Here is a 20160-nt window from a genome sequence, read left to right as displayed (position 1 = left end):
GGCTTCCGTCCAAGGCGATTGCGCTGAGAATGGGGCTCGAAGACATCACGGTACGAAAATACGTCAGTCATTTGCTCGCGCATTTCAATTTGCGGCGCCGTACTGAACTCATCGTCATGCTGGCGGATAAAGGGATCAAACTCGGCGTCCCGCCAGTCACGGATCCCGCACATGATCGAAGCCTGTCGGCCGTTGGGCAGCGACGAACCGACTGATTTCAGCGAGCGTGCTTTCCGGCGCGGAAGACTTCCGCAACAGCACGAACGGCTCGGCGAAATCGCGAAGTGCGTGCGGAGACACCAGTTCGCCAGTGATGAATGCGACGGGAAGCACGCCTGCCCAGGCGAAATGCTGCCTGATCCGTTCAGCGACCTTGATGCCGTTCGGCCCGTCCCGTAGCCGGATATCGGTGACGATGATGTCGGGTGCGCGGCCATCGTCGGCGAGAATCGCTTCGAATCCCTTCATTGACCCGGCAGAATCCACCAGTGCGCCAGCACTGAGGAACAGCCGGCGCAGGCCCTCGAGAACGGTCGGTTCGTCGTCGCAAAGCAGGATGTATCTGCCGTTAAGGATGGACGTGCATGCGGCGTTCGCTTGATCTTTAGTCTCAATGACGGGTGCTGATTGCGATATCGGGGCGTACAGGGAAAAACGTGATCCGCGCCCTTTGACCGACCAGAAACGCATGCTGTGCTTCGGCAGAATCCCGACTATCCGATTGACGATAGACAACCCAAGTCCGAGGCCTTTCGACCGATCGCGGCCAGGATTGTCAATCTGATAGTACTCGGCGAATATCGCGTCCCGATGCGCGGGCGAGATGCCGACGCCTGTGTCCCACACGTCTATGCGAAGCCGTTCCCCGATCTCCACCCAGCCGACAACGATGCCCCCCACGGAGGTGTATTTGATCGCATTCGATATGAAATTGGACAGTGCCCGTTTGAACAAAGCGTGGTCACTTTCAATAGGCGGCGGGGAGCGCCGGCGCAGGGTGAGTCTCAACTCGATGCCCCGCAATCTCGCCGGCTCGAGGTATTGCTCGAAGACCTCCATAAGCACGGTCCGCGTATCGACTGGCGCCAGGTGCGAAACGTATGAACCCAGTTCGCTATAGTCCTGAATATCCTTGAACATGTCGAGGAGGTCACGTGCCGTTTCCTCGATAACGTCGAGATCATGGCTTGCGGCGTGTTCACTTTCGAGTTTTATCCGTGCGCTGCGAATAAATAGGTTGATCGCGGCGAGAGGCTGCTGGATGTCATGGTAGGCCGATGAAAAGAACCGCTCCTTTTCTCTGACGACTTCTCTCATGCGTTCATTTTGTTGCTTGATCACCCGGGAAGCGGCGTCGACTCGTGCCTTGGCTGCGCGCAACGTCCGCCGGAACACAAATTCGCGCCGGGCAGCGAGTTCAAACTGAATGCAGACGACAATGCCGGCAAGATACATGAGAGACACCGTATTCCCACGGGAAACCCAGGAAACCCAGTGAAGCCTTGGCGTGGAAACAGTACTCCGTAGCCAGAGGTAAATAGCGAGACGGAAGGTTACAACGCATAGGCCGACCAACCATGCTGCCGTGATTGCGCGGAGTCGGAACGATGTGAATATCAGGAAAGTGATAAGAAAATATTCGGGGAAAGTTTCCTCGAAGACCCATCTCGCCGGATAAACGTTCATCAACGCCAATTGGGAAAACCAACAACTCAGTATCACTACGCAAAGTAATCTGACGGACCGGCGCTCGTCAAAGGCGTGTGGTCCCCACATCAACCATAACGGCAGGGCCATACCCAGCGCACCTGCGAGTCGCACATAGCCAACGTGGAGCAGAATGCTGGGATCAAGCGCGTTCAGCAGCCACCAATCACGCCAAACAAACGCGATCCATATCAGTATGAGGCTGGCGCCAGCCAGCCTGCGTTGGCTCGCGTAGCGACGCGCATAGTCCATACGGAACGCACGCTCCATCGCCGCCGACCTGAACTTGCGTACTACGAAGCCTGACGATCTCATAGCCTGCCTGAATCCGGAAAGCCACCGTGGGCGGATAGTGCGCGACATAGAGAGGCTTTATCGGCGCACCACGGGTTAGACAGGTCCCCCGTCACGGATCCCGCACGTGACCGAAGCCTGTCGGCCGTTGGGCAGCGACGAACCGACTGATTTCAGCGAGCGTGCTTTCCGGCGCGGAAGACTTCCGCAACAGCACGAACGGTTCGGCGAAATCGCGAAGTGCGTGCGGAGACACCAGTTCGCCAGTGATGAATGCGACGGGAAGCACGCCTGCCCAGGCGAAATGCTGCCTGATCCGTTCAGCGACCTTGATGCCGTTCGGCCCGTCCCGTAGCCGGATATCGGTGACGATGATGTCGGGTGCGCGGCCATCGTCGGCGAGAATCGCTTCGAATCCCTTCATTGACCCGGCAGAATCCACCAGTGCGCCAGCACTGAGGAACAGCCGGCGCAGGCCCTCGAGAACGGTCGGTTCGTCGTCGCAAAGCAGGATGTATCTGCCGTTAAGGATGGACGTGCATGCGGCGTTCGCTTGATCTTTAGTCTCAATGACGGGTGCTGATTGCGATATCGGGGCGTACAGGGAAAAACGTGATCCGCGCCCTTTGACCGACCAGAAACGCATGCTGTGCTTCGGCAGAATCCCGACTATCCGATTGACGATAGACAACCCAAGTCCGAGGCCTTTCGACCGATCGCGGCCAGGATTGTCAATCTGATAGTACTCGGCGAATATCGCGTCCCGATGCGCGGGCGAGATGCCGACGCCTGTGTCCCACACGTCTATGCGAAGCCGTTCCCCGATCTCCACCCAGCCGACAACGACGCCCCCCACGGAGGTGTATTTGATCGCATTCGATATGAAATTGGACAGTGCCCGTTTGAACAAAGCGTGGTCACTTTCAATAGGCGGCGGGGAGCGCCGGCGCAGGGTGAGTCTCAACTCGATGCCCCGCGATCTCGCCGGCTCGAGGTATTGCTCGAAGACCTCCATAAGCACGGTCCGCGTATCGACTGGCGCCAGGTGCGGAACGTATGAACCCAGTTCGCTATAGTCCTGAATATCCTTGAACATGTCGAGGATGTCGCGTGCCGTTTCCTCGATAACGTCGAGATCATGGCTTGCGGCGTGTCGATCTTCGAGTTTTATCCGCGCGCTACGGATAAATAGGTTGATCGCGGCGAGAGGCTGCTGGATGTCGTGGTAGGCCGATGAAAAGAACCGCTCCTTTTCTCTGACGACTTCTCTCATGCGTTCATTTTGTTGCTTGACTACGCGGGACGCGGCTTCAACGCGTGTCTTGGCTGCGCGCAACGTCCGCCGGAACACAAATTCGCGCCGGGCAGCGAGTTCAAACTGAATGCAGACGCCAATACCAACGAAATACATCAGGAACACCATAGCCCCGGTGGTAAACCAGTGAGACCACGGTGTGGGGATACCCCAGATGTATTGGAGCAGTTCTATAAGATTGTAGGTTGCAACGCATAGTCCGACTAACCATGCTGCCGTGATGGTACGAAGTCGGAATAACGTGAATATCAGGAAAAGGACAACAAAAAAGCCGGGAAAAATCTCCTGTCCGACCCGGAGTGGTGGGTAAACGTTGACCAACCCCAATAGGGCGAACCAGCAGCTTAGCGTCACTATGCAAAGTAATCTGACGGCCCAGCGTTCGTCAAAGGCGCGTGCTCCCCACATCCACCAGACCGGCAGGGCCATACCCACGGCACCAGCAAGTCGCACATAGCCAATGTGGAAGAGGATGCTGGGATCAAGCGTGTTCAGCAGCAACCAATCACGGATAGCAACCGCAGTCCATATCAGTATGAGGCTGGCGCCGGCCAGCCTGCGTTGGCTCGCGTAGCGACGCGCATAGTCCCTACGGAACGCGTGCTCTACAGCCGCCGAGCCAAACTTGCGTACCAGGAAGCCTGAGAATCTCATAAGGCCGCTTGATCAGGAAAGCGCCGTACGCGGAGAGCGCGCGACGTCGAGAGGCTCTATCGGCGCACCGCGGGTTAGACAGGTCCCCACCGAACGTGGCTAAGCGGTACGACGGCACATGCCGGTGAAAGCGGCGCTGGTGGTCATCGGTGCGCAACGCCTTCGTGCGAAAACCCATATGAACAGAATAACAGGTCGCCATTTCTACCATCAGCCACAAATGTATCAACAAATGGGATGTGTTCTTGGCTGCACCGGAAGGTTCAGCAAGGCGCTCCGCCATCATTGAAGGCGACCTGCTGATACGTCACTGGGATCGGCTAACGGGCGTGCATACATCTTTCGTCGGCGTTGCGGGTCCGTCGCCTACGCATGTGCGTTGCGACGGCGTTGCGTCTGACCAAGAATGAATAGGACAGCAACGCTGAGGGGGCATTCGTCGAGTGTACCCGGAGCGCTTGGTCATCGTGATGAGCTGCACCGGCCTTGGCTCTTGCGAAAGACTGCTGTAGGTCGACATGAAGTGAACAGGCTGATCGCTTTAACTCCAAACGAGCCCTCTCAGGAAACCTTATCAATCGATCGCCACCTGTATTGCGGCTCGTGCGCGACACGCTCGATGCGCGTGGATTTCGAGCTCGGGGCACCAGAATAACGAATCGCATGAATGGAAAACTCAACGTAGATAAAGGAACCAACATGAAATCACCACTGATAGTCGCATCCGCTGTCGTGCTGTTTGTCATGGCCGGTGTTGCGCATTCGCAAGGCACACCGCAAGCCTCTCAACCCGCCCCGCAAGAAAACGCCGTAACACAACCCTCTGACCCGAGTGCGGGGACGGAAGCATACGGCGGTACGCCCGACACACGGGTACAAGGCGGTGAAAAACATGCCAGACCGTGCCGGATGGATCCACAATGCAACGTTTTTTTCGGAGGGAGCTAACAAAGAACTGACGGCGCGCGAGCCATGACTGGAAAGTACCCGATGCCCGTATCGCGAAGGGGACGAAATCCTTGGTCCGGCTTACCGCGTTCGCTGTCACTCTTTCAGGTGGTGTCTCCTGAGAGAGGCGGCACCTCGACACGCAAGAGGCGCGACGGCTTCAGGAGCAAGCGGAGGGGGCGTCATAACGAGCATTTGGGCGGTCGCGAAGCTTGAGTGCGAAATCGCCGCGCCAGTTGCAACTGGCAGGACGTCAACGTTGGTGCGGGCCAAGGCCAACTCTTCTTCGCGTCAATTAAGCCTTCGCGGGACCGCTCACTTAAAACGACGTCTCGCCGCGCACTTGTGGAAATTCTTTCCGCGGGCGCAAGTTCGGCGTCGCTGACGCAACCCGTTGATGACGAAAAGGTGAAGAAATGAAAGTGCAACCCTTGGCTGTAACCATCATGCTATTCCTGCTCACCGCGGCCGGCGCTGCCGACTCTCAGGAAATGCAACCGTCAGACGTCGCTAGCCAGTCGTCCAGTCAGCAACCACTAAATTCATCGCAGCGGGCGATGCCGATGGACGGCGGCAGTCCGTGGGACTATGGAGCCCAATCGGGCGGACGAAATGGTTACGGCAAAACCCGAGACGGTCAACCGTGCGTGGCGGGCCTGTCGTGCGATATCTATCAGGGTAGTTAACCTGGCGGCTGTGTCGCGATAAGCCAACTCGCTATCTGAAACGACCGAGACGACCGATACGATAGATAAAACAGATGCTGAATGGGGGCGAGGCGTGAGGGCACCGATCGAGGAAGCTGCCATCCGACTGCTCGACGCCGCCACTGGCAGCAATCCGCCGCCCATAGCTGACGTAGAACCGAGCCCGCTCGCACGTCGGCTATGGCCGAATTTTTGTCACTGAGCGGCGCTACCTTGCGACTGCGGGACCCTGAGACCGGGCGTTTAACCTCTCGCGCCGCGACCGGCGGTGGTGGGGGCGACAGCCGCCAGATGAGTCCGACCCAGAGGCCCGCGCGCGGCGGGCCGGAATCCATGGGAAGACATGGAGGAGACGGGTTAGGTACGAACCCTAGTTCAATCTTGTGCACGCCCGGAGTGGGAAAACCCGCGCCACCGACCTGGCCGGCAGCGCCGCTGCCGGGCAGGGTGGGGCGCCGCGCCGGGGCGGGGCCGGCCGCGTGTCGCGACCTCGGGGTCGGCCAGGGCGTGGCAGGTTGCCCGCGATAACTGGCGTTATCGCGGCTGACCTCCAGTGAGAAATGTAAGTGAACGACCATCGGAAAGTCGTAGATCTCGCAAGGGGGTCAACCCTCCCCAACGCGCCGTGGGACCCATGTCCAGAGGGCCTTTGTAGCCTAAGTCGACACCCTCTGACCAGCAGAAAACCTCATGGTGAACTGCGTCAGCGCGAGCAGCCATAGCAGACGGCGCTCATGCCGGGTACTGATTGAGTACATCGGTCGATTCCTTATTGTTGTTGTTCGACGCGCGGCGTCTGCGCGAGCCTACACCGCCTGCTCATCGCGCTCGCCGATGCCAGCGCGAAACGCGCTGTCCGGTGAGCGCGCACGTTCAATCGTCGAGCGATTCGTGAACCGCTTGCGCGCCCTGTTTCCAGTAACTGGCCGCGCGAATGCGCGACTTGTCGACGCCGCGTTCCGCGCACAGATGCTGGCGCACCGCACGCATTGTCGCGGCTTCGCCGGCGGCCCACACGTAGCCTTCGCCGTCTTCCGGCAGATAGATCTCGCGGACCGCCTGCAACAGCGCCGCGCCGTGTTCACGCGCTTCACTGCGATGACACCAGACCAGATGCAGCTCGGCTTGTGTCGTGAACTCGATTTGCGCCGACGGATCGGCCACTTCGATCACCGCGGCGGCGCGCGTGCCGGGCGGCAGTTCTTCGAGGCGGCGGGCAATGGCGGGCAGCGCGGTATCGTCGCCGACCAGCAGATGCCAGTCGAACGCGATAGGAATCACGAGCGAGCCGCGTGGGCCGCCGATGCCGAGGTGCTGGCCGACTTTGGCCTGCGCCGCCCAGTTCGCGGCGGGGCCGGCCTCGTGCATCGCGAATTCGATATCGAGCTCACGCGCTTCGCGATCGAAACGGCGCGGCGTGAAATCGCGCGCCGTCGGACGCTGGCCTGCCGGAAACACTGGACCGTCGGGACCGGCTTCTGGCAGCGTCGGTTTGTCCGAGCCGGGCTCGGGGAAAAACACCTTGATGTGGTCGTCGAACGAAGCGGAGACGAAGTCGCGCAGATCGTCGCCCGTGAAGGTCACGCGAATCAGGTGCGGGGTCAGCGCGCGCACCTGCTTGACCTGCAGCAGACGGAATTTCAGCGGATGGCGCACACGATGCACGGCCAGGTCGGGTCGATTGTCATTGCTCAGCATGAGGGTGATGCTCCTGTTGGGTTTGAATCGCGCGGGGCGGCCGCGCAGCGGTGCTGCTGGCGTGCGGACACGCAGGCAGCAGACCGCGTGATCTCAGGCGGCGGGTTTGCCGCCGCTGCTTTCGCTATCGGCGCCTTCGATTTCTCTTGCCGCACGCATCAGGATCGCGGCGATACGGCGCTGCTCGTCGGCCGGCGCGTTGTCTCGGCGCAGCAGGGCATGCTTCAGCGTGCGGCGCGCTTCGTTCAGCTCGGGCAGCCAGCCGCCTTCGCTGATGTCGGCGGGTTCTTCGCCGGCAAAGGCGCGGCGCACCGAATCCATCTTGCGGGCGATGTGAGTCAGCTTCGCCAGCATCAATTCGACGCGCTCGCGATTGGCGGCCAGATAGTCACGGCCCATGTCTGCCAGTTCGTAGCGCTTGCGGTTGCCTTCGAGTTGCACGGTGACGTAGCCGAGTTCTTCCAGATACGTGAGCGCCGGATAGACCATGCCGGGGCTCGGACTGTAGAAGCCGTTCGAGCGCATTTCGAGCGCCTTGATCAGTTCGTAGCCGTGACTCGGCTGGGCGTCGATCATCGACAACAGCAGCAGTTGCAGGTCGTCCGAACTGAACTTGCGGCCGCGCGGAAAACCTTCGCCGTCGCCGCCGAAGCCGCCCGGGCCGCCGCCGAAGCGCCCGCCACGACCACCGCCGCGCGGGTCCTGATGACGGCCGATTGCGTGCCACAGCAGCGCTTGCGGCGAGAAGCGGTGGCGGCCGTGCGGGCCGTGCTCGCGTGCATCGGCGTGGAGTTCGCGGCGGCTGTGGTGACCAGCGGCGTGGCCGTGAAACTCGCGTTCACCGCGTGGGCGACGTTCACCGCGTTCACCGCGCCGGCCAGATTCGTCGCTGGAGAACTCGTGGCGCTCGCCGTGGCCATGTGCATTGCCGTGCGATGCATGCCAGTCGCCACGTCCGCCGTGACGGCGTTCGAACTCAGCGCCGCCGCGCTCGCCGCGCTGCGCCTGATCGCGGACGAACGCATGCCAGAGTTTATGGAACGTTGTACGGTCGGGGGTTGCGCAGAAACCGTCATCCGCGCTGCGCGGATGGGAAAAGCGAGGTTGATCTCGCATTCGGGGCACTCCCGTGAATGTCTTAAGATGTGTCTTAAGATATATATCTTAAGATGGTCTGTCAAATTTTTTTGCGACCCGTTATGGGCGGACAACAAAGTCTGCGGGAAGCGGAAAAGGGCCGTTCAGAGACAACAAAGTCTGCAGCAACGCCAATTTACGTTGTGCGATGCACAATTTTTAGGGTGATTGGCCTTCAGTGCGGCCTGCGGCGACGCAAGCTGCCAATAGACGAAGCTTGTGGTGATCGCAAAGTGCGAACTTGCTCTCGTATCGCGGCTTTTTGCCAGCACTCGTCCGTTCTCAGATGAGGCAATTGCATCGCGTCCGCGCGCACCGCTACAGCCGCCGACCAGTGGAGACGTCTCATTCGAGCCATCGGGACGCGCCAGCAACACCGGCACGAGTGATTCGTCCCGTGCGCCTGCAACTTTACCGATTGACCAATTCACGCGGAAAGCAGAGCGCCAGGCACCCGCCAAGGAAAATGAAACCTGCCAGCATTGCCATGCTTGCGGTAGCCGTTCCCGTGAGTTCGCGCAACCATCCTACTGCGTAAGGCCCGACGAAGCCGGCCACATTCCCCATCGCATTCACAAGGGCAATACCTGCGGCAGCTCCGGCACCCGCGAGGATCGCGGTCGGGAAACACCAGAAGAGCGGGAGCGTAGTGAGAATGCCCGTTGTGGCAAGCGATAGCGCGATCATCGCCAGCGTCGTGTTGTGCGACCAAGCGACTGCAAGAAGCAGCGCGACTGCGCCACAGAGCGCGGGCACCGCCGTATGCCACCGACGCTCTCTATCCGGCTTGTTGCAGCCAGATAGACTGCGATGATGGAAGCGTCGGACTTAAGGTGAGTTTGCCAACAGCTTTAACCGGAGGGAGGGTGTAATGAAATATAGCGGAATTGACCTGCATTCGAATAACAGAGTCGTGACTGTCACCGACGAGGCGGACCGGTTGGTCGCAGGAACGCGCCGGCCTAACGGGTACTAAAAGACTGCGCCCGTCTGATCTGCCGGTTCACGAGTACTCCGGTTGTTTCGGAGGACTCATGTTTTCCACGTCGGCACATTGATGGCGTTGGCCCGTGAGGATCCAACTTCCTTTGTTCTCACGCTCACGGGCGGGACGCGTACATTCCATTCATCGAGATGACGCAAGCCAAGTGGATAGGCGACGTACTAGCGCACTCAGGTCAGGTTCATTTCCAGCGGACAATGTAGCCGTTCAAGCACGCGTGCCTCACTAGAACATCCTATTTCGACGGAGCCCTGCGAACGGCTTACCCCCTATCATTCAATCCGGTTGCGCCGCCCGCGCACAACCGGACCATGGCCCTGCCTACTTGGCCGCCGCTGCGACGGCCTGTTTGATGGCCGCATAAATCGGCTTCTGCCCGGCGCTGCTCGTCAGAATGCCGTAATCGCCGGTCGGGTCATCGTACAGTTCGTACCAGTTGAAACCGATCACGTTGTACGTGGCTTTGGCCGCGACGAGTTCAGGAATCGTCTTGGCGATGTACTCCTGTGCTTGTGCGGTGGTGAAGTCGGTGTTGACGCCGATCTCCGTGAACATGATCGGGAGATTGTATGCATCGTGCAAGGACTTCAGAACGTTGTAGTTCGTGCCCGTCACGCCCCACGTGTTCTCAGGATCACCACCGTCAGAGTACCAATGCAACTGAATGATGTCGGTCTTCACCACCGGGTGTCCGGTCGTGCCGTCCGGCTGGACGCCGGTCAGCATGCCTTTGTACCAGCCCAGATGGAGGAAGCCCACAGACGCGGTGGCGATAATTTTTGTCGAGCCTGCAGTGTCAACCGAACGCCAGCCGTCGTACGAGCCACGCAGCGCGCCGCGCCAGATTGGCCACGTGTTGTTGTCGTAGTCGGAGACATTGGCGCCGTCATTGGCCACCGGTGTATCGCCATCGTTGTCGTACTCGTTGCCGAATTCCACCACCGGTACGCCTTTGAGCTTGGTCGCAGCATAAGCCGCCATCGAGTAGGCATATGCGTAAGCGCTCGCCTCTGTCGGCGTCTTGCCGTTGAGCGACGGATCATCCCATGGATAGGCATCGATCATCGGCATGATCGTGATCTTCGAGCCCATGCCTGGAATGACTGTATTGGCCACGGCATCAATCTGATCGTAGCTGTGAATGTCCTGCCGGTTCGCCGTCAAACCCAGGTCGGACAGTGTTGCCGCTTGAGTCGCGAGCGGGATCGACGTGTAGATGCCGCCGTAGTTGTAATGCTCATTGATGCCGAAGAACGGGATCGCTGCCGCGGTAGCGGGAGCGCTGGCAGCAGGACGCGGATCGGCAGACACCACCCAATTGTTGTTCTGCCAGACCCACCAGTTGTTGCCGGTGTTTTGCGCATACATTTTGCCGGCATACCAGAGCAGCAGCTTGACGTTTGCCGTCGACCCAACTGTCTGGCCCGCCCGATAGACCACGCCCTTCTTCACCGACCAGACTGCACCCGATGAATCGTTGAGCGAGGTGGCGGGTGGAATTGCGGTGCCGCTTACCGACGGCGGATGCCTCGCGACATCGACTACAGCCACCGGATCGACAGCGTTGGCGGCGACGGCTGCTGCGTCGCTTTTGTCATCACCTCCACCACCACACGCCGCAATAATTGGGAGTGCTAAGTAGAGTGAACAATTACGTAAGGTTTGAAATTTCATTTGAACTACGAGTGAGTTTTTTTGAAAGTCCTGAACCAAGCAAGCGCTCGTCCTAAGTCCCTTGGAGGGAACTGACAGCGACTGAACACCGATGAAAGGTAGGCGTAACGACCTACGCGCCCCGGTATAAGAGAGACAACTAAATTACGCACGTCCTGCCTTGTTTAGAACGTTCGCTCCCTGCCCAGGCAATGAAGCCGCGATGTTACGCGGCTGAAACGTTTTGAACGAGTATTCCGTCGTAACAATATGTAACGCCGGATAATAAATCGGTTGACTATACTTTTATATTATTAATACTAATGTGTCGAGTTATTTGGCCCTTTAAGACGTCCGCAGATTTAAGAGTGGTGGGAAATGCAGATATACTCCGCGTGCCCGACGGGGAGGGCCTACAGAGAGGGTATTTTTCGAATATTCACTCCGATTTACCGGCGCCACTTCGTATTTGCCCCATTTCCCTAGGCGACGCGATATAGGTGCCAGATCTAAGTGGATATCCTGATTCATCTAAACATTTAGAGCGTGTTTTTTCTCGGGTTTCCCCTGATACCCGTCAAATCGTTGTCGGTAATTTCTGCCGTTAAGCGGGGGAGATTAGCGCGGTAAGCGCGGCTGAAATAATCGCGCCTTACAAACTCGTAAGGCTGCGTCTGGGTGGCGGTACGGAAATTGCTAAACTCCCGGAAAGAATATTGATCTGCAAAGAATCTGGGGTTAGTAGTGGTCACTAATAAACGGGCCCTGATTTCTTTCATAGTCGTCCGCACTCGATGATTGATCGGCGCCAACCGGCCAGCGTCACGGTAGGTCGCGCATGCACGGGCAATAAGGACTGGTCGTCGGTGCATGGACGTTTGCGCGCAACTCCTACGACGACCGCACGCCGGCGGAGCCACTCGACAGAACGCCATTCAACTGCACGATCTGCCCGGGACGTCGCAACCGAACTCCTCGCTGGTCGATCTCGGCTTGCGTGGCGTCGACGCCGAAGCATCGTCAGTACAGCTTTCTAATCGTGGCAAACACAAGACACTGAGCAGCACGCAGCGACACTGGCTCAAGTGACGGCAGCGGTTCGAACCGATCATCGGCCCTGCACTGTGTACTCGTCAGTGAGAATCGGTGTCGGAGGCTTGTTGAACTACTTCGCGAGCTCGATCACTTCATCGGCAAAAACGGTATCACAATGCCACAAAGTCATTAAACAAATGACATACATGCTATCGAGAAATATCCCAGAAACATCGAGAATGCGTTCCAAAGCGGCATTCGCCGTCATCTGAGGAGCGAAGATCATGTTTGCAATTACCGGTGTGACAGGACAGGTGGGCGGCGCGGCGGCGCGCGCGCTGCTGGATGCGGGACATGCGGTGCGCGCGGTGTTGCGCGACGAGAGCAAGGCGGCGCAGTGGACGCAGCGGGGTGCCGAGGTCGCCATCGCGTCGTTCGAAGACGCCGATGCGCTCACTGCCGCGTTTCGGGGCGCGGTGGGCGTCTTCGTGATGATCGCGCCGAACTTCGCGCCGCAGCCGGGCTATCCGAATGCGTACGCGGCGGCCGCGGTGTTGAAGGAGGCGTTGACGAAGGCGAAGCCCGAGCGGGTGGCGGCGCTATCGTCGGTCGGCGGGCAGTGCGAGTCCGGCCTCGGGCTCATCACGCAGGTGCACATTCTCGAACGGGCGCTGGCCGATCTGCCGATTCCGATCGCGTTCATGCGGCCCGCGTGGTTCATGGAGAACTCGCTGTGGGATATTGGGCCGGCTCGCGAAACCGGGGTGATGCCGAGCTTTCTGCAACCGCTCGACCGTGCATATCCGATGGTTGCCACGGCGGATATCGGCCGTGTGATCGCGGACACGCTCGCGCAGTCGTGGCAAGGGCGGCGCGTGATCGAGATCGAAGGTCCGCAGCGTTATACGCAGCATGAGATTGCCGCACTGCTCGGCGGCGTGCTGGGGCGCCGGGTCGAGGCGCGGGCGGTGCCGCGCGACGAGTGGGACGCGCGATTCCAGGCGCAGGGCACGGCGTGGCCCGCGCCACGTATCGAAATGATCGACGGCTTCAACTCGGGCTGGATCGACTTCGAGGACGGGGCGAACGAGCGGGTGATCGGCACGACGGCTTTTCAGCGGGTGTTGGCGGAGCTGGCGGGACGAGCGGGATAACCGGCGGGGCGGTCACCTCTCCTGCAGGTTCGACCGCCCGCCGAGCGTGGACCGTCGCAGCCGTGCTTCCCTTCTCACGTCCCCACAAAAGTCCTCCGCGCGAGCCGTGCTAATCTTGCTGCCTTCGTGGAAGCAACGCGGCAACCCGGACCCCCAGATGGAAGCCTTCGATCCGAACGGCGTCGACCAGACGGTCTTCGTGGTCGGCGAACGCCATGACACGCTTGACGAGCCGTGGCGAGCCTATCGTCACGCACGGCTGATTCACGTAAGCGACGGCGTGCTGACCGTGCGTACCGAGGCTGGCCGCTGGGTCGTGCCGCCCGGGCACGCGGTCTGGATCGTGCCGAACGTGCTGCACTGCCTGCACGCGACGCGTCCCGTGCAACTCTATTCGCTCTATGCCACCCCGGACGCGGCGCCCTTGCCCGTGCAAAGCGGCGCGCTCGTGCCGGACGCGCTCGTGCAGGCATTGCTGAGCGCCGCAGCCGGTCTGCCGCGCGACCAACCGTTCGACGCACCCGCCAGCCGTCTCATGCAGGTGCTGCTCGATCGCCTGCCGGGCTTGCCCACCGCGCCGCTGGGCCTGAACTGGCCGGGCGACCCGCGCATCGAGCGGATTGCCACTGCGCTCAGCGCCGACCCGGCGCAACCCGCGGTGCTCGAAGAGCTCGCGGCGGCCGCTGGTGTCACGGCGCGCACGGCGGCGCGTCTGTTCGTCAAGGAAACCGGGCACACTTTCGGTCAATGGCGCCAGCAATTGCGCCTGCTGGTCGCGCTCGAACATCTGGGCGGCGGCGCGAGCGTCACGCAGGTGGCGCTCGACGTGGGCTACAACGACGTGTCGTCGTTTATCGCGGTGTTCCGCGAGGCGTTCGGCGACACACCCGCGCGCTATTTCCGCTGACGCGCTACCGGCGCGACGCGAGCGCCGGCTGCGTCACCGTACGCGAGAGGCGTGGAGAAAGCGGACCCTCGCGCCCGCGCGCACGGAATGCAACAGCCCATCAACTCGCTCAATGCGCGCCCGCCGCGCCCGGACCGCCGCCGCCCTTGGCCGGCCGCGTAATCCAGATCAATGGAATGATCAGAATGAAGATGATCGCCGACACGAAGAAAATGTCGTTCAGGCCCATCATCGCGGCCTGCGTGTTCACGGTGAAATCGAATAGCGCGTGCGCCGATTGCGTGTCCAGCTGCAGCAGCGACTGGGTCGTGTCGATCTGCTGGTTGAACGCGGGGTTGTCGATGCTGGCCTGTTCGGTGAGCCGCGCATGATGGAGCACGGTGCGGTTATTCCACGCCGAACCCGCGATCGACGTGCCCACCGCGCCGCAAAACACCCGCGCGAAATTCGACAGGCCCGCGGCTGCCGGAATCTTGCTCGGCGGCTGGCCGGACAGAATGATCGAGGTCAGCGGCACGAAGAATAGCGCCATCGGAATGCCTTGCAGCAGTGTGGGCAGCACCAGATGCCAGGTGTCGATTTCGATCACGTACTTCGAGCGCATGTAGAACACGATCGCAAAGCCGACGAACGCCAGCGTCGAGATCACTCGCGCGTCCGAGCGCGGCAGCACGCGGCCCATCACCGGCGCGAGTATCACCGCGAAGATGCCGAGCGGCGCGGTCACGAGACCGGCATCCACGGAGCGGTAGTTCAGATACTCCTGCATCCATTGCGGCAGCAGCACGAGGTTGCCGAAGAACACGCCGTACGCGACCGAAATCGCAATCGTGCCGCCGAGGAAGTTGCGCTGCTGGAAAAGCCGTAAATCGACGATCGGATTCTCTTCGGTCAGCTCCCACACGAGGAAGAACGCGAAGCTGATCAGCGCGGTGATGCCGAGAATCACGATCACCGGCGACGAGAACCAGTCGAGGTCCTTGCCCTTGTCGAGCATGATCTGCAGCGACGCGACCCACGTGATCAGCAGGCCGAGCCCGACCACGTCGATCGGCGGCTTGCGGGTCGGCGACTCGCGGGTGCGATAGATCATCCACGTGACGCCCGCCGCGAACAGGCCGACCGGAATGTTGATGTAGAAGATCCACGACCAGCTGTAACTATCCGTGATCCAGCCGCCGAGCGCGGGGCCCGCAATCGGGCCGACGGTCGCGGTCATTGCCCACAGCGCGAGCGCAGTCGAGGATTTCTCCTTCGGATACGAGCCGAGCAGAATCGCCTGCGACAGCGGAATCAGCGGGCCCGCCACCGCGCCCTGGAAGACCCGCGCGAGCAGCAGGATCGGCAGCGTCGGCGCGATGCCGCACAGCCACGAGGCCAGCACGAACATCAGGATCGCGCCGACGAACAGCTTCACCTGACCGATGCGCTGCGTGAGCCAGCCGGTCAGCGGAATCGACACCGCATTGGCCGCGGCGAACACGGTGATGACCCACGTGCCTTCATCGACCGAGACGCCGAGGTTGCCCGAAATGGTCGGAATCGCGACGTTCGCGATCGACGTGTCGAGCACGTTCATGAACGTCGCGAGCGCGACGGCGACAGTGGCGAGAACCAGTTTGCCGCCTTCGAGCGGCGGTGGCGGGGCAGGCGGCGCGGAAGCGGGCGCGGCGGTGGGCTGGCTCAATGGGCTCTCCGGAACGGGGTGCTGCGGACGGTGTGGACGGATGGGCTGTTCACCGCGAGCGGGAGACGCCCGTCGGCGGGTCCGTCGAATGATCGCAAAAGCATACCTGTATTCGGATTTTGACGTCGTCGCGGATGCGCGCCGGGCGGCGCGGACAAGGTGCTCAGCGTATGCTCGCGGTTGGGGCTGCCGATGGCCTGCGTGACATCGTCGTGGTCAACGCAGGCCGTTCCGGCGTATAAAGCCGGCAACGCATGCGTCGGGCAGGCGCTCGCCGCGCGTGCGCGCACCGCACACGAACCACGAATCGACCGACAGAAAAGGAAACGCATATGGCCTGGGAACAATTCGAACACGGGTGGCGGCGCGCGCCGCTGAGCACGCCTGCCAAAGGCCTTGTCGTGCTGATGCACGGCGTCGGCAGCAATGCGCGCGATCTGGTGCCTCTCGCGGACATCTGGAGCGAGACGCTGCCGGACGTCGCGTTCACCTCGCTCGACGGCACCGACGCGTTCGACGGCGGCTTCGGCGGCCGTCAATGGTTCAGCCTGCGCGACGTCAACGAAGCAAATCGGGAGGCGCGCGTGAGCGCCGCCTATCCGGCGCTGCGCGGCGTGCTCGAAGCAGAACTCGCACACTGGCAGGTGGCTTTCGGCCGCCTTGCGCTCGTTGGCTTTTCGCAAGGTTCGATCATGGCGCTGCATCACGTGGCGGCGAGCGCCGAAGGCGCAGCCGGCGTCGTCGCCTATTCGGGGCGGCTTGCGTCGGCCATCGTCGCGAACAACGGCACGCCGCTCACGCTGATCCACGGCGAGGACGACGAAGTGATCCCGGTGCGCGAACTGGAATACGCCGCCGACGCATTCAGCAACGCCGGCTACACCGTTGACGCGTACGTGCTGCCCGGCATCGGCCACACGATCGACGCCGACGGCGTCGCGCTCGGCCGCGAGGCGCTGGAGCGCTCATTGGGGGCACTGTCGCGCGGTTGACACGGCCCTGATTGAAAAGTGGCTCTAAAGATATTGATCTGCTTGCCGTTAAACGGTCATTAGCTTGAAAATCACCCCCGCCGCGCGGATCGCCCAATGCCCGACGGGCGTGCCGAGCGGCTCGGGGGACCGGGGGCGCCTTTTCAAACTGCCCAGCATGGGTAGACAACGACTTATCAGAGCCTTCTTATGGCCAGACCGACGCCGCATTACCCGCTCTTCGAGCGACTGTTCCGCCCTTCCGTGACGGTGGACCTCGGCACGGCCAACACCCTTATCTATACCGACGACGGCGGCATCGTGCTGAACCAGCCGTCCGTCGTGTGTTTCCAGAAAGAGCCTGCGGCCGGACCCAAGCGCGTCGCCGCGGTGGGCGCGGAAGCCCGCCAGTTGCTGGGCCGCACGCCGCGCAATCTCGAAACGGTGCGGCCGATGCGCCACGGCGTGATCGCCAATTTCTCCGCCGCCGAGCACATGATTCGCCAGTTCGTCGACATGGCGCGACCACGGCCGCTGTTCAGCCGCCGCGCCGCGTTCACGCTGTGCGTGCCGGCGGGCGCCACCCAGGTCGAGCGGCGCGCGATCAAGGAAGCGGCGGTTGCGGCCGGCGCCTGGAAGGTCAGCCTGATTGGCGAATCGCTGGCGTCGGCGCTCGGCGCGGGCATGCCGGTGGGGGACGCGACCGGATCGATGGTGGTCGATATCGGCGGCGGCACCACCGAAGTGGGCGTGATCGCGCTCGGCGGCACCGCGTATAGCGGCTCGGTGCGCGTGGGCGGCGACAACTTCGACGCGGCGATCGTGAGCTATGTGCGCAATCTGTACGGCGTGCTGCTTGGCGAGCAAACCGCCGAGCACGTGAAGAAGAACATCGGTTCGGCGGTGCGTGACGTGCCGTTCGAGCAGATGAACGCGACCGGCCGCAGCGTCGACGACGGCTTGCCGCGCACGGTGCAGTTGAGCAATCACGATATTGCCGAGGCGATCGAAGGGCCGTTGCGTCAGGTGATCGGTGCGGTCAAGCGCGGGCTCGAAAGCGCGCCCGCCGAACTGGTGACGGACATCGCGCACCACGGCATCGTGCTGACCGGCGGCGGCGCGCTGCTCGGCAACCTCGGGCGCCGCCTGACCCGTGAACTCGGGCTCGAAGTGCGGGTGGCCGATGAACCGCTGACCTGCGCGGTGCGAGGGGCTGGTGCGGCTGCCGCGTCCGGTTTGCTCGACGAAGCCGGGTACGAATGAGGGTGGGTCGCGGGAAAAGGCGAGGGGTGTTTTAACGCGCCCACGCTGACGGTTCGGGCGTACGAGTCCTGCTTATCCGGCGGGCCAACGCCGCATCGCGAACGAGCGACCGCATGCTGCGGGCAGCTATGTGACAATACGCGTCCGCGTCCCAATTTCAGGGGTGTTGGGGCATATTCCCCATTCCATTTCTCGCCGGCGCCGCTGAATTGGCGTGCTGCCGCGCTGTCTGTGAACCATCCGTGAATCAATCTGTTTCCGCTTCGTCGTCTTCGCCATCTTTCATCGAACTGCAAAGCGGTCTGCGCATGCCCTACGTGGAAGCGGGCGAGGGCGAACTGCTGCTGTTCGTGCATGGCTCGCTGTGCGATTACCGCTACTGGCAACCGCAACTCGCCGGTCTTTCGAAGCAGTATCGCTGTGTCGCGGTGAGTCTCACGCATTACTGGCCGATCACCGATACCGAGCCCGGTCTGCCGTTCAGCTGGAGCAGGCATGCCGACGAAGTCGCCGAATTCATCGACCGTTTCGGTGCGGGACCGGCGCACGTGGTGGGGCATTCGCGCGGCGGCTGTGTGGCGTTTCATTGCGCACGGCGTCATCCCGAACGCGTACGCACGTTGACGCTCGCCGATCCGGGCGGTCCGCTGCAGATCGCCGGGCGTCCGCCTGCGCGTTTGCCGGAGACCGTCAACGCGCTGCGTGCGAAAGCGGCGCAACTGATCGAAGCCGGGGAAGTGGAAGCGGGCTTGCAGCTGTTCGTCGACTCGGTGAGCCGGCCCGGCTTCTGGGCGATGAGCACGCCCGGCTTTCGCAGGATGGCCACCGATAACGCGCACACGCTCGCGCGGCAATTCCAGGATCCCTTGCCGGCCTACGTGCCCGAAGATGCGGCCGAAGTGCGCTGCCCGGTGTTGCTGATCGACGGCGAGAAGAGTCCCGACATGTTCCGGCGTACCGCCGCCGCGTTGCAATCGTGGCTGCCCGATGCGCGCCGCGAGACGGTGCGTGGCGCGTCGCATGGGATGAACCTCGCGCATCCCGGCGCGTTCAATCGCTACGTCGACGAGTTCATTCGCGCGATGGGCGTGGAGTGAGCGATATGGGCGCGTAGTGCGGCCATATCGCCACCGTGCCGGGCTGCTTGCGGTGCTTCACGCGCGGCAGCCCGGCCCGACTTTCCAATCAGACGATCATGCTCAAACCTTGCGATGCGCGTCTTTATCGAGCGCGCGTTCCGCCGCTTCGCCGACGAGGCCGTGGTAATACAGATGCACGCCGATCGCGAGCGAATCGTTGCGAATTTCGTGGAAGGCTTTCCACGCTTTCACAGGGTCTTTGAACAGCAGATAGTGCGCTTCCTCAGCGATCAGGTCCGCCACTTCATGCAGGCCGTGGCCGTGCAATACATTCACGAGCGCATCGAGACTGCGATGCGTGCGCGCGTCGGTACGCGGATAAAGCATGTGCAGCACTGCCACGTCCTGCGCCTTCAGCGCCGCCGATAACGCAACGACGATGTCCTGATGATTCAGCGCGGTGACGCTGTTCTCTTCCGTGTGAACATGATCCGGAAATAGCGTTTCGAGAGAGGCGTTCATCGGGTCCTTCCTGTTCTTCTGGCTGATTAAAAAAGCCCGCCGTGATGTGGCGGGCCAAAGACAGCGATGTGTTAGCAGGGGAAGCAAAACACGGATCCAGTATCGCAGATGCGCTGCCCCCTGCGCAGTCCGCCTGGAGCAAAACATTGTTGCGGCAAGCGCGCTAACTTTCATTTGGCTGGCAGCGTCGTGCAGCGCGTGGAGAATCTTTCACGCGGTGTATTCGCGTGGTTCACGTGCGCCTCACATGGGCTTCACCGGCAACGAATGTTGCGTGAGCCGAGATGGATTGTTGCCGTCAATCGTCGCAATCGACGACCCCCTGGCCCGTAGAATGCGAGGCGGAGCCTGAGCATGCCAACGCGTCCGGAAGAAACGAAGGTCGGGCATGCCGGCACGTGTGCGATGTGAAAGTATAAGGAACGT

13 protein-coding genes and 1 pseudogene are annotated in these 20160 nt (G+C 61.5%); 6 read left to right on the top strand and 8 right to left on the bottom strand.

The features are described from left to right. Window positions 1-156 precede the first annotated feature (156 nt). Window positions 157-1455 (bottom strand): hybrid sensor histidine kinase/response regulator, encoded by a 1299-nt coding sequence (locus B0G69_RS27885; RefSeq protein WP_158608985.1) that lies wholly within the window; start codon window positions 1453-1455, stop codon window positions 157-159. A 658-nt stretch (window positions 1456-2113) separates the two neighbouring features. Continuing rightward, a complete protein-coding gene (locus B0G69_RS27880) occupies window positions 2114-3970 on the bottom strand; it encodes a hybrid sensor histidine kinase/response regulator (protein ID WP_121322927.1) in 1857 nt (618 codons plus the stop codon). 1364 nt (window positions 3971-5334) lie between these two features. Here B0G69_RS27880 and B0G69_RS40745 point away from each other — a divergent pair. After that, a complete protein-coding gene (locus B0G69_RS40745) occupies window positions 5335-5604 on the top strand; it encodes a hypothetical protein (protein WP_147440779.1) in 270 nt (89 codons plus the stop codon). An 894-nt stretch (window positions 5605-6498) separates the two neighbouring features. Here the strand turns inward: B0G69_RS40745 and B0G69_RS27870 are convergent. From B0G69_RS27870 to B0G69_RS27855, 4 genes and pseudogenes are all read right to left on the bottom strand, one after another. Continuing rightward, on the bottom strand, window positions 6499-7323 hold the full coding sequence (locus B0G69_RS27870) for a siderophore-interacting protein (protein ID WP_121322923.1): 825 nt from the start codon (window positions 7321-7323) through the stop codon (window positions 6499-6501). A 93-nt stretch (window positions 7324-7416) separates the two neighbouring features. Then, window positions 7417-8439: a PadR family transcriptional regulator gene (locus B0G69_RS42140; RefSeq protein ID WP_241991489.1), complete on the bottom strand. Its 1023-nt coding sequence runs from the start codon at window positions 8437-8439 to the stop codon at window positions 7417-7419. Window positions 8440-8871: 432 nt separating this feature from the next. Continuing rightward, window positions 8872-9240 (bottom strand): annotated as a pseudogene (locus tag B0G69_RS27860) (MFS transporter); the annotation flags it as partial. Window positions 9241-9784: 544 nt separating this feature from the next. Further along, window positions 9785-11137, bottom strand: coding sequence for a glycosyl hydrolase (locus B0G69_RS27855; protein WP_121322919.1), 1353 nt, complete (start codon window positions 11135-11137; stop codon window positions 9785-9787). A 1298-nt stretch (window positions 11138-12435) separates the two neighbouring features. Between B0G69_RS27855 and B0G69_RS27850 the strand changes: the two genes are divergently transcribed. Together B0G69_RS27850 and B0G69_RS27845 are read left to right on the top strand one after the other, a co-directional pair. Beyond that, window positions 12436-13305 carry an NmrA family NAD(P)-binding protein gene (locus B0G69_RS27850; protein WP_121322917.1) on the top strand — a complete coding sequence of 290 codons (870 nt, stop codon included), beginning with the start codon at window positions 12436-12438 and terminating at the stop codon, window positions 13303-13305. Window positions 13306-13462: 157 nt separating this feature from the next. Continuing rightward, entirely contained in the window at window positions 13463-14212 is a 750-nt protein-coding gene (locus tag B0G69_RS27845; protein WP_121322915.1) for a helix-turn-helix transcriptional regulator, read from the top strand. A 109-nt stretch (window positions 14213-14321) separates the two neighbouring features. Here B0G69_RS27845 and B0G69_RS27840 read toward each other — a convergent pair whose 3' ends face one another. After that, window positions 14322-15899, bottom strand: coding sequence for a DHA2 family efflux MFS transporter permease subunit (locus tag B0G69_RS27840; protein WP_121322913.1), 1578 nt, complete (start codon window positions 15897-15899; stop codon window positions 14322-14324). Window positions 15900-16231: 332 nt separating this feature from the next. On the opposite strand from B0G69_RS27840, the gene B0G69_RS27835 reads away from it, so the two are divergent. The 3 genes from B0G69_RS27835 to B0G69_RS27825 all read left to right on the top strand — a co-directional run bounded on the left by B0G69_RS27835 (window position 16232) and on the right by B0G69_RS27825 (window position 19230). Beyond that, window positions 16232-16891, top strand: a complete 660-nt coding sequence (locus B0G69_RS27835) for a dienelactone hydrolase family protein (RefSeq protein ID WP_121322911.1) — start codon at window positions 16232-16234, stop codon at window positions 16889-16891. A 189-nt stretch (window positions 16892-17080) separates the two neighbouring features. Next, window positions 17081-18133 carry a rod shape-determining protein gene (locus B0G69_RS27830; protein WP_121322909.1) on the top strand — a complete coding sequence of 351 codons (1053 nt, stop codon included), beginning with the start codon at window positions 17081-17083 and terminating at the stop codon, window positions 18131-18133. 308 nt (window positions 18134-18441) lie between these two features. Continuing rightward, window positions 18442-19230, top strand: coding sequence for an alpha/beta hydrolase (locus B0G69_RS27825; RefSeq protein ID WP_121322907.1), 789 nt, complete (start codon window positions 18442-18444; stop codon window positions 19228-19230). Window positions 19231-19332: 102 nt separating this feature from the next. On the opposite strand, the gene B0G69_RS27820 is transcribed toward B0G69_RS27825, so the two are convergent. Next, window positions 19333-19734, bottom strand: coding sequence for a hypothetical protein (locus tag B0G69_RS27820; RefSeq protein WP_121322905.1), 402 nt, complete (start codon window positions 19732-19734; stop codon window positions 19333-19335). Between the last annotated feature and the right edge of the window lie 426 nt (window positions 19735-20160).

It is taken from the genome of Paraburkholderia sp. RAU2J (assembly GCF_003634845.1).
GTDB lineage: Bacteria > Pseudomonadota > Gammaproteobacteria > Burkholderiales > Burkholderiaceae > Paraburkholderia > Paraburkholderia fynbosensis.
The sequence above is the reverse complement of the archived record's forward strand: the minus strand, read 5'-3'. Positions and strand labels throughout refer to the sequence as shown.